The organism is Brotomerdimonas butyrica, from assembly GCF_025567305.1.
Lineage (GTDB): Bacteria > Bacillota > Clostridia > Peptostreptococcales > Anaerovoracaceae > Lentihominibacter > Lentihominibacter butyricus.
Genome location: NZ_JAOQJP010000010.1, coordinates 61,617 through 78,464, shown reverse-complemented (window position 1 = coordinate 78,464; position 16,848 = coordinate 61,617). Strand labels below are relative to the sequence as shown.

Annotated in this window: 17 protein-coding genes; 3 read left to right on the top strand and 14 right to left on the bottom strand. The window is 47.5% G+C overall.

The window, feature by feature from the left end; translation table 11 throughout:
- Window positions 1-180: 180 nt before the first annotated feature.
- Window positions 181-1,356, bottom strand: a complete 1,176-nt coding sequence (locus tag OCV59_RS08225) for a hypothetical protein (protein ID WP_147594013.1) — start codon at window positions 1,354-1,356, stop codon at window positions 181-183.
- A 110-nt stretch (window positions 1,357-1,466) separates the two neighbouring features.
- On the opposite strand from OCV59_RS08225, the gene OCV59_RS08220 reads away from it, so the two are divergent.
- Window positions 1,467-2,201: an OST5 family protein gene (locus OCV59_RS08220; protein ID WP_147594012.1), complete on the top strand. Its 735-nt coding sequence runs from the start codon at window positions 1,467-1,469 to the stop codon at window positions 2,199-2,201.
- A gap of 129 nt (window positions 2,202-2,330) precedes the next feature.
- Here OCV59_RS08220 and OCV59_RS08215 read toward each other — a convergent pair whose 3' ends face one another.
- The 6 genes from OCV59_RS08215 to OCV59_RS08190 form a co-directional block, all read right to left on the bottom strand.
- Entirely contained in the window at window positions 2,331-3,467 is a 1,137-nt protein-coding gene (locus OCV59_RS08215; protein WP_147594011.1) for a DUF975 family protein, read from the bottom strand.
- 258 nt (window positions 3,468-3,725) lie between these two features.
- The gene (locus tag OCV59_RS08210; RefSeq protein WP_147594010.1) at window positions 3,726-4,850 is read right to left on the bottom strand and encodes a 4-hydroxybutyrate dehydrogenase; all 1,125 of its coding nucleotides are present in this window, start codon (window positions 4,848-4,850) and stop codon (window positions 3,726-3,728) included.
- A 136-nt stretch (window positions 4,851-4,986) separates the two neighbouring features.
- Complete coding sequence (locus tag OCV59_RS08205; RefSeq protein ID WP_147594009.1) at window positions 4,987-6,303, bottom strand: acetyl-CoA hydrolase/transferase family protein; 1,317 nt, start codon at window positions 6,301-6,303, stop codon at window positions 4,987-4,989.
- Window position 6,304: 1 nt separating this feature from the next.
- Entirely contained in the window at window positions 6,305-6,604 is a 300-nt protein-coding gene (locus OCV59_RS08200) for a hypothetical protein (protein WP_262584230.1), read from the bottom strand.
- A 108-nt stretch (window positions 6,605-6,712) separates the two neighbouring features.
- Entirely contained in the window at window positions 6,713-8,185 is a 1,473-nt protein-coding gene (locus tag OCV59_RS08195) for a 4-hydroxyphenylacetate 3-hydroxylase family protein (protein WP_147594008.1), read from the bottom strand.
- 95 nt (window positions 8,186-8,280) lie between these two features.
- Window positions 8,281-8,562 carry a NifU family protein gene (locus tag OCV59_RS08190; protein ID WP_262584229.1) on the bottom strand — a complete coding sequence of 94 codons (282 nt, stop codon included), beginning with the start codon at window positions 8,560-8,562 and terminating at the stop codon, window positions 8,281-8,283.
- A 111-nt stretch (window positions 8,563-8,673) separates the two neighbouring features.
- On the opposite strand from OCV59_RS08190, the gene OCV59_RS08185 reads away from it, so the two are divergent.
- Complete coding sequence (locus OCV59_RS08185; protein WP_147594006.1) at window positions 8,674-9,309, top strand: thiamine diphosphokinase; 636 nt, start codon at window positions 8,674-8,676, stop codon at window positions 9,307-9,309.
- Window positions 9,310-9,313: 4 nt separating this feature from the next.
- Here OCV59_RS08185 and thiT read toward each other — a convergent pair whose 3' ends face one another.
- The 7 genes from thiT to gpr are packed head-to-tail and all read right to left on the bottom strand — an operon-like array spanning window position 9,314 to window position 16,439.
- Window positions 9,314-9,943, bottom strand: a complete 630-nt coding sequence (gene thiT, locus OCV59_RS08180; protein WP_147594005.1) for an energy-coupled thiamine transporter ThiT — start codon at window positions 9,941-9,943, stop codon at window positions 9,314-9,316.
- A 6-nt stretch (window positions 9,944-9,949) separates the two neighbouring features.
- On the bottom strand, window positions 9,950-11,443 hold the full coding sequence (glpK, locus tag OCV59_RS08175) for a glycerol kinase GlpK (RefSeq protein ID WP_147594004.1): 1,494 nt from the start codon (window positions 11,441-11,443) through the stop codon (window positions 9,950-9,952).
- On the bottom strand, window positions 11,443-12,594 hold the full coding sequence (gene hemW / locus OCV59_RS08170; protein ID WP_147594003.1) for a radical SAM family heme chaperone HemW: 1,152 nt from the start codon (window positions 12,592-12,594) through the stop codon (window positions 11,443-11,445). The genes glpK and hemW overlap by 1 nt, the downstream gene beginning before the upstream one ends.
- Complete coding sequence (gene lepA / locus OCV59_RS08165; protein ID WP_147594002.1) at window positions 12,578-14,389, bottom strand: translation elongation factor 4; 1,812 nt, start codon at window positions 14,387-14,389, stop codon at window positions 12,578-12,580. Before lepA ends, hemW begins: the two co-directional genes overlap by 17 nt.
- 51 nt (window positions 14,390-14,440) lie before the next feature.
- Window positions 14,441-14,578 (bottom strand): hypothetical protein, encoded by a 138-nt coding sequence (locus OCV59_RS08160; protein WP_262584228.1) that lies wholly within the window; start codon window positions 14,576-14,578, stop codon window positions 14,441-14,443.
- Between the two features lie 18 nt (window positions 14,579-14,596).
- Window positions 14,597-15,514, bottom strand: a complete 918-nt coding sequence (spoIIP, locus tag OCV59_RS08155; RefSeq protein WP_147594001.1) for a stage II sporulation protein P — start codon at window positions 15,512-15,514, stop codon at window positions 14,597-14,599.
- Between the two features lie 22 nt (window positions 15,515-15,536).
- Window positions 15,537-16,439 (bottom strand): GPR endopeptidase, encoded by a 903-nt coding sequence (gene gpr / locus OCV59_RS08150; RefSeq protein ID WP_262584227.1) that lies wholly within the window; start codon window positions 16,437-16,439, stop codon window positions 15,537-15,539.
- Between the two features lie 135 nt (window positions 16,440-16,574).
- Between gpr and rpsT the strand changes: the two genes are divergently transcribed.
- On the top strand, window positions 16,575-16,841 hold the full coding sequence (gene rpsT / locus OCV59_RS08145) for a 30S ribosomal protein S20 (protein WP_147593999.1): 267 nt from the start codon (window positions 16,575-16,577) through the stop codon (window positions 16,839-16,841).
- The last annotated feature ends 7 nt before the right edge of the window (window positions 16,842-16,848 follow it).

Sequence of the window (16,848 nt, the reverse complement as noted above, 5' to 3'; positions counted from 1 at the left end):
AAAAACTTTTGTATTTTTTTATTCAACATCCCAAGAACATTGAAATTCCAACGTTTTTCTTTGCCGAAAAAAATACATATTTTTTATTCTTCCTGTTTTTTATTTTTTATTCTGGTATTTTTCCACCGGAAATAAAGTTCATCAAGAAAAAAAATTCCTGTTTATGAAGCAATTTTTTTCCTAGTTCGTATTTTTACTACCCTTGCCCGACGCTGCATTTTCTATTTTATCTGTCAGCTTCTCGCAGATCGCATCAGCTGCCGAAAAGTCCATGCCTGATATATAGTACCCTTCCAGTACGTCATGCTGCTCCTTCGCTTTTCTCAGCATTTCCACAGCCTTTATCATCAGCGCTCTCGACGACTCCCTGAGATCGCGGAAAATATCCTCCGGCATCTCATCATGCCACGCATCTTTATCAGGTGCAGCCTTTATGACACTGACCCTGCCGTCAAAATCATCAGCACCTACAGTGTGGAAATCATTGCTCGTAACGATCGCGATATCAGCGCCCGGACACACGATATGCTCCAGTCTCTCCTCCGGAAACATCGGGCAGTAGTATTCCTCGACATCCAGTCCGGCGTCCGCGAGCCGTTCTGCTACAGGCCTCAGCAGTCTGCCGGTACGGAACCCGACAGGCACATCCAGTACTATCACCCTGCCTGCGCCGTTTGCGACCGAAGTGATATTGCTCTTGATCCCTGCAGGTGTTATCGCTCCCGCGAAAAATCTCTTCACCCTGCCGCAGTAGTCGTATCTGCCCAGCGCATCGTCGCGCTTTGCCTTTCCTTCGGCCCTCTTGAGCACTGTCACCGCATCAAGATTAAGCTTCAGCCGGTTTTTCAGCTCTCTGATCCTGTCGTGCGGTATCAGCCTGTCAAGCATATTTCCCATGAATATCTGCTGCTGCTGTGCACACTTCAGATATCCGTATGCATACCCGAAAAATTCACTTATATGGCTGCTGCACTCCACGATCTCGCCGCGATACTTCTTCAGCTCGTCTTCGTCCCAGTGATCGCCCAGGTTCACTATCTCATCGACCGCTCCCGGGTTTTTCGGATCTACCACATGCGGCGCTGTGCCGTCTACGACAGCGATGTTGCGGTTTCTTATAAGTACGCCGTCAAGAGAAGACGGATCTGAGGAACACCACATGAGATCCACGTCTTCTCCCTTCTTTATGAAATGCTGCGCGATATTCTTCATAAGCGTTGATTTGCCCGTGCCCGGGCCGCCTTTTATGCAAAATATTTTTTCTGCTTCCCTTTGTGGTAATATATAGTTATAATAGGAATAGAATCCATCGGGAGTGTTGCCTCCCGGATACAGATTTCTTACTCTGCCGTCCATAAAAACCTCCTTTTCCGCTCATTCATAATATGCGGGACAGCATACGGAGTGTGAATGCCGGAGGCTTTGCGGCACGCGGAAGTTTATTTTTATAAAGTGAGGAACAGCCTATGAACAACAAAATGAAGCGGAAAAAATCCGGGATCGTGATCTCCGTGATACTTTTCCTGTTTTCCGCAGTATCTCTGATCTACGGTATCTACATGGTCAGATATTCGCTCAGCTACGTGAACACCTATACAGGGATGTCAGCCGTCCCGGCAGACAAGGTAATGCAGTATGTGGTTTCAGCCTCGTCGATATATTTCGGCTTCGGCATACTCTTTGCCGCATGTGCTTTCATCATCCTGTTCCTGAGCGGCACATCGCGCAAAGCTGCAGACTCCGAGCCTGCAGACGTCGATGAACATCCGGAAAACAATCCGTATTACACCGCTCCGGCTGACGCCGTACATACAGATGAAGCTGCCCGACCCGATGCCGGCATAGCCGAGATTCCTGCACAGCCGGAGACAGACATCCCTGACATACCCAGACAGGCTGGACCAGACACTCATGAAAATCAGATATGGCAGGAAGCCGAGCTTCATCAGGTAGCTGCTTTCGAAGAACACGCGGGACCGTCACATCACGAGGATCTGACACATGATACAGAACCAGAACTGACCGAAGCTTTTCAGCAGGACGCAGTAACAGCTCATACTGAAGAATCCCCGCAGCAGGACGCGATCCCGACTGAAGCGGAAACCACTCAGCAGGACGCAGCGCCTGCCGATCACGAATACCATATCAGGCCTGAGCTTGCTTCGGATTCCTGGTTAAAGGATGCATTTATAAAAAAATAGCGATAGATAATGTAAAAAACAAAAGACAGCATAGAAAAGATGTGCCCCCTGCCTGTACTGACAGAGAGCACGACAAAATCTCTCATGCTGTCTTTTTATTATGCGTTATTATGCTGTGATATCAGCAGATTACCTGATATCGCTGCCGCCGTGATCTTCATCAGCCGGTGCGCCTGGCGCCCCCTGCGGATCCTTATTTCCGTTTTCCGAGAAGATCGATGAAACATCCACTTTGTGGCCGCTGTTTCCTCCGCTCTGCACTTCATTATATCCAGCTGCTCCAGAAGCTGCCGGATGCGGCTGATCCTGCATCTGAGGCTGCTGTGTCTGATCGTAAGGAGCTGCCTGTAACTGCTGAGCTGCTACATCAGTTCCCTGACCATAAACCGTTTTTTCCGCTGCCACATCGTCGTAATGGTGTTCTTCTGCTGCAAAATGTACTGCCTCAGGTTCTATAGGAGCCGGCTCCGTTTCTTTTATCAGATGACCTGCAAGTATCTCGTAAAATCCTGCAAATGTCGAGTTCATATATACGATCACAGGAACCATGAACAGCGAACCCACTATTGATACGATCGTCTGGGCAAATACAGGAAGACCGATTATACCTGCTACCGATTCCAGGATCCATGACGGTATGCCCGAAAGAATGATCCATCCTATGAACGACAGCGACAGACAGAAGCTCTTTGCTTTGTTTCCGCGCATCATTCGCTTGCTTTCGTTCATGCACTCCCGGATGCTCTTTTCAGGGTCATCGACAAGCACATAGAAAGCCTGGCTGTATCTTATAGCTGCGATTATTCCCGGCACTATGAACAGCATAGTCCATAATGCGATGAACAGACTCTGGAAAAGGAAAAGACCGAGAGCCTTTCCGAAACGCTCAAATCCGAGAAACACATCGCTGACGCCTACCTCGTGTTTTCTGAACAGAGCCAGGAAAAATATCGTAAGTCCCAGAGTGAATGATCCGGTCACGAGAAGCAGATAGATACTGCTCAGCGATGAATAGTCAGGCATGCTGTCGTACATCGAATTGTAGTTGTAGTATCCGCCGGTAAATGTATTGTAGTAAAGCTCAGCGACGTTCACTCCGAACAGTTCATCAAGTATAGCAGGCGGTACCGAAAGGCACAGCGTACATACTGCCGATGCCATTATCGCTATCTTCCATTTGCCTGTAAGTGCATTGCGTCCCAGTGCTCTGAGGTTTCTGCTGGGCTCTGTTATTATTATATTCTGATCTATCATATTCTGCTGCATTTCATACCTCTCTTTTTATAAATTCAATGAAATCATCACTATATACTACCACAAACATGACGAAAAGGCAATGCTACGAGCATGGCAAACTTTTACAGTCTGTAGAGCTGCCTTTGCCGGCGTGCAGATCACTGTAAAGTCTGGTAAAAATGCTGCAGGCTTCGACAGTGTTCCCGGCGCCTGACCGGAGGAGAGGCTTTTCTTTGCACAAAAATACCGGCCTGCGGTATTCTGCAGGCCGGCAAAAGTCTGTTCTTATTAATACAGGTTTTCGAAGATCTCTGCGATCTCTTCTTCTGTAAGTGGAACATAGTTGTTTGCGAGCAGTCTCTGCTGGTTGTCAACAGTTGACTTAGCAAATTCAGCAACCTGATCCTTTGTCATGCCGTATTCGTGGAGCGGCTTCTTCTCGAGGATCTTTCCTAAGAATTCATCCAGTGCAGGATATACATCTGCAGGATCGCATCCTAATACGTCAGCAAACAGCTTGTTAGCGAGCTCGATCTTGCCCTTAGGCTGCTTTCTCATGTACATCTTGAATACTTCTGTGAAGCAGATGAAGTTAGCTTCACCGTGAGCGATGTGGAATGCTCCGCCGTGAGCATATGATAAAGCGTGAACTGCACCGCAGCCTGCATTACCGAATGCGATTCCGGCATAGTTAGCTGCCAGGCAGAAGTCTTTAAGATGAGGCTTTCTGTTTTCAGCTGTATTTCCACCTGCTGCGATGATCTCTTTGTATCCGTTCATGATCATTTCGATAGCCTTCACTGAGTACATTTCTGTGAAAGGTGATGCTTTAGGTGAAAGGAATGATTCTACTGCGTGGATAAGAGCGTCTACTGATGAAGTAGCGAATACTTTATCAGGCAGACCCTGAAGTGATTCAGGAATAAGTACAGCGATGTCAGCATAAGTTTCTTCGTCAGCGATACCCTTCTTGAGGTTGAGTGACGGGATAGATGCTACAGCAACGTTAGTTACTTCTGAACCTGTACCGCATGTAGTAGGTACAACAACAAGCTTCTTTACTCTCTTAGGAGCTACTTTTCCTGTGTAGAGATCAGCTACTTTGTCAGGGATGTCACATGCTAATACTTTACAGCAGTCAACGATAGTACCGCCGCCGAAAGCGATGATTCTGTCATATTCATACTTATCCATTTCAGCCTTCATAGCGTCCATCATTTCATCTGTTGGCTCGCCAGCGCCGTATTTTTCCTGGTAGATAACAGGCATATCGATACCAAGCGGTTTTACATACGGATCATACATCCACTGATTAGTTACGAGAATATCGCCTTTTCCCAGTTTGAATTCTTCATTGAAATCTTTGAATGTGTCAAAGTAATGGATTGTAGGAACTACTCTTAATGCTTGCATAATTTTACCTCTTTTCTTAAACTCGACTATAACTTAATGATTAACCTTAATGAGCCTGAGCCTGCCCGCCGTCAGCGCGGACAGACTCTTCTCAGATAGTTCGATTTATTTTAACAGATATCCGTCAGCGCACGAACTAGAATTCTGCGTTGAATCTTTCCTTGAACTGCTCTTTCAGCTCTTCTCTGAAGTCAGGGTGAGCTATGTTGATCAGCTGTCTTGCTCTGTCCTTAAGGTTTGTACCCTTGAGCTTAGCGATACCGTATTCAGTAACTACATAGTCAGCGTCGCATCTTGATGTAGTAACTGCAGCACCATGATCGATGAACGGAACGATCTTGGATATCTTTGAGCCGTCTTTCTTAACTGTTACGGAAGGCATTGCTATGATAGCTCTTGCATTTCCGTCTTTTGCCATCGATGCGCCTCTGATGAAGTCTACCTGACCGCCTACGCCTGAGATCTGCTTAGTACCGATACACTCTGATACTATCTGTCCCATGAAGTCGATCTGTACGCATGCGTTGATGCATACGAGGTTCTTTAAGTTGCATACTGTCATAGGGTGGTTTACATAGTCTACTTCTCTGAGCTCTACCATAGGGTTCTTGTCGCACCAGTCGTACAGCTTCTTAGTTCCCATAAGGAATGTAACGACCATCTTTCCTTCGTCGATACCCTTCTGTGAGCAGTCGATAGCGCCCTTTTCGAAGAGGTCAACAACTCCGTCTGCGATCATTTCCGAGTGGATACCAAGGTGCTTCTTCTCTCCCAGCTGAGCCAGTACAGCATCAGGAATAGCTCCGATACCGAGCTGCAGAGTATCTCCGTCGTTGATCAGTGAAGCGCAGTTTTTACCGATAGCTTCTTCAACAGGTCCGATCTTTGCAGGCTTGCTCTCAGGAAGCGGACGATTGTATTCAACAAAAGCATCTATTTCATCTACATGGATGTAAGTGTTTCCGAATACAGTAGGAACCTGATCGTTTACTTCAGCCAGCACTACTCTTGCAGATTTTACAGCCTGCATAGTGTAGTCGGAGGATACGCCGACATTGCAGTAGCCGTGTTCATCCGGCGGTGTTACTGTAACCATTGCAACGTCTACATGTAAGATGTCTCTTCTGATAAGACTTGGGATCTCATGGAAAAATACAGGGATGAAATCTCCGTGTCCTTCTGAAATAGAATTTCTTACTGAAGGTGAAGTGAACCATCCTTCATATCTGAATACGTCACTGTTCTCTTTCTTTGCGTATTCGCCCTTGCCGAGCGTTACCATGTGAGATACTGTGATATCCTTGTATAAATTTTTATTGGCAACCATAGCATCAACGAGAGCTACAGGCTCTGCAACAGCGTGTGCAAATACTACATTGTCGCCTGATTTGATAAGCTTTACGGCTTCATCAGCAGACATTTTTCTGCTTTCGTAAGTTTTTTTCCAGTCCATTTTACTTAAACTCCTCCGTTCCTTTACTTACTTCTTCCATAAGTTCTTTTTTTACAGTTTCGACCTGATCGTAATCCCAGATCTTATATACTTCACCCTTAACATCAAAGTGGCCGTATGCCGCACAGCAGTTGGCGCATCCGCCTATGACCAGCAGCACATCGTACAGTTCACCTTCGATTGCATGGGTAAAATCCATGTTTTTTACATCCTGCTCTATTTCTTTCAAAGCTTTGCCGCGATCGAATCTGGGGTTGCATCCACCGCAGAATCTCACGCCGCATTTTATCTTTTTTATCATTATTACCGATCCGAATGTCTTAAGTAATTTGAAAAAAGAGGCCGCTTTGGGCTACAAAGCGGCCTCAAATTTTTCTAATACAGATTAACTGTTAAATCCAAGACTTAACTATTTAATTCCTGCGATAGCCTTAGCTAATTCTTTCTTGCCTTCGAGATTTCCCTGTCTTGCGATCATGATTCTCTGAGCCTGTGGGGAACCAGCGCCGTGCAGTGATTCTGTTCTGTATCCTACAGCTGAAGATCCTAAGCAGATGTTTTCGATGAATCTTAATATTCTCATTCTCTCTTCTGTTGTGCATGAAGGAGCTGCTGCGAAGAACTTGTTGCAGATCTCGCCAATAGTCTCTCCGTTGCTTCCAACCTTTACATCTGACTTGAAGTCTTTTTCTGAAGGCATTGTAACCATGAGTCCGCCTGCGATATCTTCAGCTAATCTTGTGATGTCGTAAGGGAATCTAGTTACGTTCTGCTTACAAACGTTTGCTAACAGTAAGTCGATCTCGTAGTTTCCTGCGAGTGTAGGGTGACCTTCTGATGAGCAAGCGATACCGCAGCAGTACAGAGTTTCGTTCAGGTGGATCATTTCGATGAGCTTATCCTTGATGTGTGATGCTTTCTGAGCGCCATTGTATTCAGCAGCCAGAGCAGCAGCTCCGATAAGAACGTCACCAACACCTACTTTGCATCCGCCGTATGACTGTCTGTGATATCCTGCGAATCTTTCTACCATCATTCCTGCGAAATCATATTCTCCAGCGAGGAAGATATATTCGTTAGGGATGAATACGTTATCAAATACTACTAATGCTTCCTGTCCTCCGAACTGCTTGTTTCCGAGATCCACATCAGCGCCTTCTTCTAATTTTCTAGTGTCGCATGACTGTCTTCCGTAGATCATGTACATTCCTTCAGCGTCTGTAGGACATGCAAATGATACTGCGAAGTCTTTGTCAGCTTCCTTCATTGCCTGTGTAGGCATTACGATGTGCCAGTGTGAGTTGATAGTACCAGTCTGGTGAGCCTTAGCACCTCTTACTACGATACCGTCTTCTCTTCTTTCAACGATATGTACGAATAAGTCCGGATCTTTCTGTGCACTTGGAGCGAGTCCTCTGTCACCCTTAGGGTCAGTCATTGCGCCGTCTACAACGTAGTCGTTCTTCTGAACCATTTCGAGGAACTTCTTGAAGTTTTCATGGTAGTTAGTACCATATTTTTTATCTGTCTCATATGTTGTGGAGAAGACAGCATTAAAAGCATCCATACCTACGCATCTCTGGAAGCATGAAGCTGTTTTCTGTCCGCAAAGTCTCTGCATCTTAACCTTTTTCTTTAAGTCTTCTGTGCTCTGGTGCAGGTGTGCGAATCTGTTGATAGTTTCGCCTGTAAGGCTTGACTTGGCAGTCATCAGGTCAGCATACTCAGGATCCTGTGCCAGATCATAAGTTACTGCCACGCAGTTGATTGAAGGTCTGATGATAGGATGATCCACCCAATCTTTTACCTCTTCTCCAAACATGTAGACTCTCGTCTTCATTTTTCTCAAGCTTTCAATATACTGTTCTCCTGTCATTAACATATTAAAATCACTCCTTTGGTTATATTTAATTTCTCCGTACGCTTGATTGCTTACTGAGAAATCATTAACGATTTTACAAAACACTTCGGAAAAAATCAATGATTTTCTTTGTGTAAAATTTTCCTTGCCATATCGAGCAGGTCTTCACTGATCGAATCGTCGAGTACGACGTCCTTTATCTCCGGTATGTTTTCTGTAACAATAGCCTTCACTACTTCTTCGATAGTGGACTGGGCTGACGGACATGAAGCACATGAGCCTGTAAGTCTGACCATAGCCACACCGTCTCTGTAGTCGGTAAGGATAGCTCCGCCGTAATGCGCGGCCAGAACCGGATCGACTTTCTCCTTCAGCACTTTTCTGATTCGTTCTTCCATAATGTCACCTCTCATTAACCGTTGTTACAGTGCTATTATATATCTTGCTTTCGGCTTTTTCAAGAGGTTATAATTATCAATAACATCAAAAAACGGAGGTAATTTTTGAAAATGAGCAAGGCATTTATCATCACATCATTCATCGAAAACGAGATCGACATAAATAGCAGGGTAAATTCTGAAGATTATGTTATTTGCACGGACGGAGGCTATGATATTGCAACGGTTCAGGGAATTCGGCCAGATCTGATTCTCGGAGATTTTGATTCGATCAGCGGGGCACTTCCCGGAGATATTGAAATCAAAAGGTTTAAGCCAGAAAAGGATTTTACGGACCTCGAACTCGCGATCAAGACAGCCGTCGAGTCAGAATTTACTGAATTGGAAATAATAGGAGGCATGGGCGGCCGTCTTGACCACACTGTTGCAAATCTGCAGCTGCTTTTTCACTATGACATGTACTTTGAAAAGCTCGTCATGCTCGACGGAATGAATGAATGCTTCATACTGGATTCAAAAAAAGACAGCAACTTTATAATCCCATTCGCGGCCAATAGTTATTTTTCAGTATTTTCACTCACCCCAAAAACCACAGGATTGTGCATAAAGGATGCAAAATATGAGCTGACTAATCACATTCTGACAAGCGATTTTCCGCTCGGCGTCAGCAATGAATTTTCAGATAATAAAAATGCCGCCATCTCTATGGATGACGGCACACTGCTCATCGTGATATCTAAAAAATGATCTGTCAGCCGAGCGAGGCCCTGAGACGCTCGAACATGTGCTTCACCTGCGGTATGCACAGCAGAGCCACAGATATCGCTCCCTCCACGGCAACGTACGTGAAATTGTACCAGATAGACCATGTGAATGCATTGAATCCTTCCGGAGCATATTCCCCGAAGAATATCACACCTGAAAGCACGGCGCATATGTAACGGCAGAATATACCGAATATGTAGCCTTTGATCAGTCCGTTTTTCTTCGCGGCGAATATGCCTCCCAGCGCCAGGGAGCCGAATGCCAGCGGATAATCAAGCAGCAGCTGTATCGGATGTATCACGTACGGATTGAATATCAGTGATATCAGTCCTACGCACATCCCGGCCAGAAGACCTCTCCTCACACCGAAGAAATATGCGCACAGCACTATCGGTACCATAGAGAACACTGTTATGCTGCCTCCCTGAGGCATCCTGAATATTACGAGCTGATTGAGTATCAGCGAAAGCGCCACTAGAAGCGCGGAAATCGCAAGAGCCTTGGTATCCGTAGGTTTGCCCTTTCCGGAATAAAGTATCGCAGCGAACAGTATCACTATGACGCCCGCCACCGTGAGCTGTCCTGCAAGTGAATCAAAAAATGTCTGAATATCCATAAATCATTATTTCGCCCATCCGAGAGTGCACTTTACAGCTCTGTGCCATCCGTCGATGAGCGTTTGTCTCCTTTCTTCATCCATATCAGGTCTGAATATATTGTTTATCTGCCAGTTAGAGATGATATCGTCTGTGTTTTTCCAGTAGCCGGTCGCAAGGCCCGCCAGATACGCTGCACCCAGCGATGTGGTCTCTATGCATTCCGGTCTGTAAAGCGGCATGTTTATGATATCCGACTGGAATTCCAGCAGAAAATCATTCGCACACGCCCCGCCGTCCACCTTGAACGTCTTTATCTCATATCCCATATCCTCTGTCATCGAGTTCATCAGATCATATGTCTGGTAGGCCATCGACTCGAGCGCGGCCCTGACTATATGATTTTTGTTCACACCGCGGGTCAGTCCCATCAGCGCGCCTCTGGCGTACGGATCCCAGTACGGAGCTCCCAGCCCCGTGAAGGCCGGCACGATGTATGCACCTGCCGTATCATCGACGGATCTGGCTATTTTTTCAGACTCCGCCGCATTGTCGAGTATCCTCACCTCATCGCGCAACCACTGTATCGTAGCGCCCGAAACGAATACCGAGCCTTCCAGCGCATAGCACACTTTGCCGTCAAGCCCCCAGGCTATGGTCGTCAGCAGGCCGTTTCTCGACTCGACAGGAGTCTCTCCCGTATTCACCAGCATGAATCCGCCGGTGCCGTATGTGTTCTTTGCCTCTCCCTCCTTGAAGCAGGCCTGTCCGAAAAGCGCAGACTGCTGATCTCCGGCCGCACCTGCTATTTTTACAGGGCCTCCGAATATCAGAGGGCTGCTTTCACCGAATACCATGCTGGAAGGGCACGGCTCGGGAAGCATACACGCCGGGATATCCAGCTCCGCGAGTATCTCCTCGTCCCATTTAAGCGTATGTATATTGAACATCATCGTTCTCGATGCATTCGAATAGTCAGTCACATGGACCTTTCCGCCGGTAAGTCTCCATATCAGCCACGTCTCTATCGTGCCGAAAAGCAGCTCGCCGTTCCTCGCACGCTCATATGCGCCATCGACATTCTCCAGTATCCACTTCAGCTTCGTCGCGGAAAAATACGGGTCTATCAGAAGTCCTGTCTTTTTCCTGAAAAAGTCCTCAAGTCCTCTCGATTTGAGCTCGTCACAGAACTCCGACGTCCTCCTGCACTGCCAGACTATGGCGTTGTACACAGGCTCGCCGGTCACTCTGTCCCACACTATCGTGGTCTCGCGCTGATTCGTTATCCCTATGGAATCTATATCTTCATATGTAGCGTCAGTCTTGAGCAGCGCCTCCTGAGCGACTCCGATCTGAGTCGACCATATATCCATCGGATCGTGCTCGACCCATCCTTCGTGCGGATATATCTGTCTGAATTCCTTCTGAGCAACGCTGATCTGCCTGCCCTGCCTGTCGTAAAGTATGCATCTCGCACTCGTCGTACCCTGATCGAGCGCCATTATGTATTTCTTTTTCATCAGATAAACTCCATCATGATCCTGTTGGAAATGTCCACGCCTCTTTCTGTGAGGTACAGCCTGTCCCCGTTCAGGATCAGCAATCCTTTATATCTATTTAGTATGTCTCTGTCATAAATGCTGAAAAAATCCTCGCGGAATGTCTGTCTGAATTCTTCAAGACTTATCCCTTCGGCTTTTCTCAGTCCTGTGAACACGAATATCCCCATCTCTTCACGAGGCTTGTAGACTTCGGTGCTCTCCTCGTCCACAGGCGCCTTGTTCTGATTGAGATCTCTTATATAATCGTACATCTTGTCGTGATTTTTCAGTCTGGCGCCGTCCACGAACGAGCTTGCACCAAGACCGAGCCCCAGATACTCGTCGTATGACCAGTACTTGGTATTGTGACGGCTTCGGAACCCCGGCAGCGCGCAGTTCGATATCTCATACCGTTCGTAGCCCGCAGCTTTCATCATCCTGAGCGCTGCATGATACATCTCGCGGTCCGTGATCTCCGGCACAGGCTCGAGCTCGCCTCTTTCATATATCATCTTGTAAAACTCGGTGCCTTCCTCGATCTGCAGGCTGTACAGAGATATGTGCGACGGTTTCAGGAAAATGCACTGCCTCACCGTATCTTTCCACATTTTCATGGTCTGCCCCGGTATCGCGAACATCAGATCCAGGTTTATATTGTCGAAGCCCGCCTTCCTGGCTCTCTGAAAAGCGTAAAACGCATCGTTCTTGTTATGTATCCTGCCGAGCACGTCCAGCATGTGATTGTCAAAAGACTGGACGCCTATGCTCAGCCTGTTGATGCCCTTTCGGAGATAACGCTCCATCTTTTCATCGGAAAGTGTCGCAGGATTCGCTTCTATGGTTATTTCCGCATCATGCGCCACATTGAAATTGTCTTTCAGGCAGTCCACGATCCGGCCCATGTCCCACTCCGAAAAAAGAGACGGCGTGCCGCCTCCTATATATATGCTGTCCACCTCGCGATATCGCCAGCTGTCGGACCTGATCCTGATCTCGCGGATCAGAGCCTTTGTGTATTCCGAAAAGACTTTACTGCTGCTACAGCTGAACGACAGAAAATCACAGTATCTGCATTTTCTCGCACAAAACGGTATATGAAGATATATCCCCAGTTTATTTGTTGTCGTCATATTTCAACACCGCAGTAAACGCTTCCTGCGGTACCTCCACGGTACCGAACTGCCGCATTCGCTTCTTTCCTTCCTTCTGTTTCTCAAGCAGCTTTTTCTTTCTCGATATGTCTCCTCCGTAGCACTTGGCTATTACGTCCTTCCTGTATGCTCTGACAGTCTCTCTCGCGATGACCTTCTGTCCGATCGAAGCCTGTATAGGCACCTCGAACTGATGCATAGGTATTATCTCTTTCAGCTTGGAGCACACGAATCGTCCCCTCGCATAGGCCTTTGACTCGTGCACGATCATGGAAAATGCGTCGACCATCTCCTTGTTGAGCAGTATGTCGAGCTTGACCACCTTTGACGGCTCGTATCTCGTGAATTCGTAATCGAGCGATCCGTATCCCCTGGTCTTCGACTTCAGTGCATCGAAGAAATCGTATATCACCTCATTGAGCGGCATATCGTAGTGCAGGTTCACTCTGTTTTCGGTGATGTATTCCATATGGAGCATCCTGCCTCGTCTCTCCTGGCATATCTCCATTATGTTGCCCACGTATTCCTTAGGTACCATTATGTCAGCCTTCACCATCGGTTCTTCTATATGGTCTATCAGCACAGCGTCCGGCAGGTTCGACGGGTTCTGCACCATCTGGATGCTGCCGTCGGTCATAACTACCTTGTATATAACGCTCGGAGACGTCGTCACGACAGCCAGATCGAATTCACGCTCCAGCCTTTCCACGATGATCTCCATGTGCAGCAGCCCCAGGAACCCGCATCTGAATCCGAATCCCAGCGCTGTAGACGTCTCGGGCTCAAAGTGGAAAGCTGCGTCATTTACCTGCAGCTTTTCCAGTGCATCCTTGACGTTCTCGTATTTTTCTCCCTCAGCCGGATAGATACCACAGTACACCATCGGCTGCACCTTCTTGTATCCCGGAAGCGGCTCTTCCGTAGGATCGTCCGCCAGTGTGATCGTATCACCGACTCTGGCGTCGGACACCTGTTTTATGCTCGCGCATATGTATCCTACCTCGCCCGCTCTCAGAGTTCTGCATTCCACAGGCCCCGGCGAATACACGCCGACCTCTGTGACCTCGTACTCCTTGCCGGCATTCATCAGCCTTATCGTGTCGCCTTCCTTCACAGTTCCGTCGAACACCCTCGTATATATCACGACTCCCTTGTAATTGTCGTAGTACGAGTCGAATATAAGAGCTTTCAGCTTGCCGTGCTCGTCTCCCTCAGGCGCAGGTATGTCAGTGACGATCTTTTCCAGCAGCTCCTCTATACCGGTCCCCTCCTTTGCCGAAACCAGCGGAGCGTCCTGAGCCTCCACGCCTATCACGTCCTCTATCTCCTGCTTGACCTCGTCGGGTCTTGCGGACGGCAGGTCTATCTTGTTGAGTATCGGCATTATCTCCAGGTCTTCATCCATCGCCAGATACACGTTGGCCAGAGTCTGAGCCTCCACGCCCTGCGTCGCATCCACCACGAGCACCGCGCCCTCGCACGCCGCCAGACTTCGCGACACCTCATACGTGAAGTCGACATGTCCCGGAGTATCTATGAGATTGAACACGTATTCATTTCCGTCTCTGGAATTGAAGATCAGACGCGTGGTCTGCAGCTTGATCGTGATGCCTCTTTCTCTCTCAAGCTCCATATTGTCCAAGAACTGTTCCCTCATCTCACGTTTCGAAACGAGACCTGTCTTCTCTATGATCCTGTCCGCGAGCGTAGATTTTCCGTGGTCTATGTGCGCTATTATGCTAAAATTTCTTATATACTTCTGATAATCTTTCATTTCTGCCTCTCAAACTGTTGATTTATATCTTGTATTTTACTGGAAAAATGTCTAATTATCAACATGCAAAACTAATTTTCCTCCCGCACCGGTCGTTTCCATACATATATTATCAAGTATCAGCACGCCCGCAGTTCCCATGAAAAAAATCACGAACACGAGCAGCATCTCCACGATGGTCTTTTTCATCCTGTCCGTCCTCCTTTCCTACTGCTGTTCCTCCTTTATTATGCCCGCAAGCACTTCCGCAAAATATTTCGCGCATAGCCTTGTCTCCTCTATAGTGTTCTTGTTGTTGCCTATCTCCAGCAGCAGCGCCCTGTCGCTCACGAATTCATTATATCTGTAGTTCTGTTCTATGATCGCGCCGCCGTAGCCTTTGTGCAGCGCCTCTGATCTCTCGCTCACTTTTTTTGCAAATGCGTAAAGCTCCGTGTAGTTGTCATTCTGCTGTCCCACTACCATGCTGAACTTTGCGACCCGCTTTCCATCTATCTCCAGGTACTTCCCCTCTGTGGCCGAGGCTGCCGCCGCGTCTCTGTGAAGGTCTATCACATACACAGCCTTCGGGTATTTTGCAGTGAGCGCCTGCACCGTCTCGAGCGACCGGCTGTACGATTCGTTGTACGACGGTCTGTCATGTAAAGTCCTGTCGTGTATGACATTTATACCTTTTTTCTTGAGTTCCGTCTCAAGCACGTTCCCGACGTCACGCACCGTGCCTTCCTCTTCCTCCCGGTGATAGTTGCTCTCACTGTACGGCATATATGATTCTGTACTGTGCGTATGATATATTATCACGAGCGGATCGCCTGTCACGACGATGTTCTCGTCACCTGATTTTTTACTGCCGTCCGTGTCGTTCTTCTCTTCACTGCTTTTATCGCCGCTTCCGGCGTCATCTCTGCCCGCCGTGTCTTTCCCCGCGTTTTTTTCTGCGGAAAGCTCTCCCTCGCCGGCATCCGTCACTCTCGTGACCTGCCCGATGCATATCTCTCCCAGCTTTTTTTCGTCTATCCACGCCGATCTGAGCGCAGAGGCAGGATCTGTTTTAAGAAAAAACGCAGTAGAGCATATGAACACCACTGCCGCGACAAGAAAGAGCATCCTGTTTTTCTTTTCCATAGTTGTCCTCCTGAAGTTTCTTTTACGAATATATGCCGGGGTGCAGTGTTTTATTTATTCCATTTGATATTATGTCCGAAAAATCTTTTATGATCGTGTCTATGTCCGTAGATGTCACGATCATCTGCGCTTCGTGCTCCTTTATATAAGCCTCGGTCTCCTCCGTACCCGTGCTGCCCGGGCCGCCTGCCAGCGCGTCCCTTATCACCGTGGTGACGTCTATTACCGTAGGCACGCCTATGGCGACGACTTTTGCACCTGACGTCTCACTGTTTATGCCCGTCCGTCTGTTTCCCATGCCGGCTCCCGGCGATATCCCTGTATCCGTTATCTGTATCGTCGTGCTCAGACGCTTTATGTCACGCGCCGCCAGCGAGTCTATCACTATTATCACTTCCGGCTCGACGAGCTCTGCGGTCTTTTTCACAAGCTCCGCCGTCTCCATGCCTGTGACAGCTGTCACTCCCGGGGCTATGCAGCTGACTCTGGCCATCTCATCATCGCCGTCCGCTCCGAACATTTCGAACAGATGGTTCGTTACTCTTATCCTGGACGCCGTCTGCGGTCCGAGCGAATCAGGAGTCACTGCGCTGTTTCCCAGCCCTGCGACGAGCACGTTGAGGTAGTAGTGAAATCTTATCAGCCGGCTGAGCTCCTCCGCAAGCACGTTCTCTACTTTTTCCTTGATGTCTTCGGTCTCTTCGATTATGCCTTCAGCCTCTATCGTGATATAATTTCCAACGGGCTTTTCCATCCGCCTGGCGCCCGACTCGTTCGTGATCTCTATCCTCGTTACCTTCACTCCGTTTCCACGGTCGATCTCATCGATGACGATCCCGTCGATCACACCTGAAGCTTCGCGCTCTGCGTTTTCTTCATCGATCATTTCCTTCATTTCCAGTGCAAGATCCGTCCTGTATTTCATATGTCTCTCCTTTTGCCTCTTTTCCCGCTGTTTTGCGGTTTTATAGGATTTTCCCCTTGAAAAGATGCTTTTATTCATATATACTAATAGATGCGAATTTTAGCTATATTAATCAAGAAAGTGGGGTAATTTAAAATGGCAAATATTAAATCCGCAAAGAAAAGAATCCGTGTAATCGACAAGAAGACAGCAAGAAACAGAAGGATCAAGAATCATCTGAAGGCAGTCTTAAAGTCATTTGATGCAGCTATCGAAGCAGGCGATATGGATACAGCTAAGGAAAAACTCGCTTTAGCAGAGAAAAAGCTTATGCAGGCTGCTGCAAAGCACACTATCCACAAAAAAGCAGCTTCAAGAAAAGTATCAAGATTAGCAAAGAGATTCAACAAGGCTAACGCCTAAGTCTCAC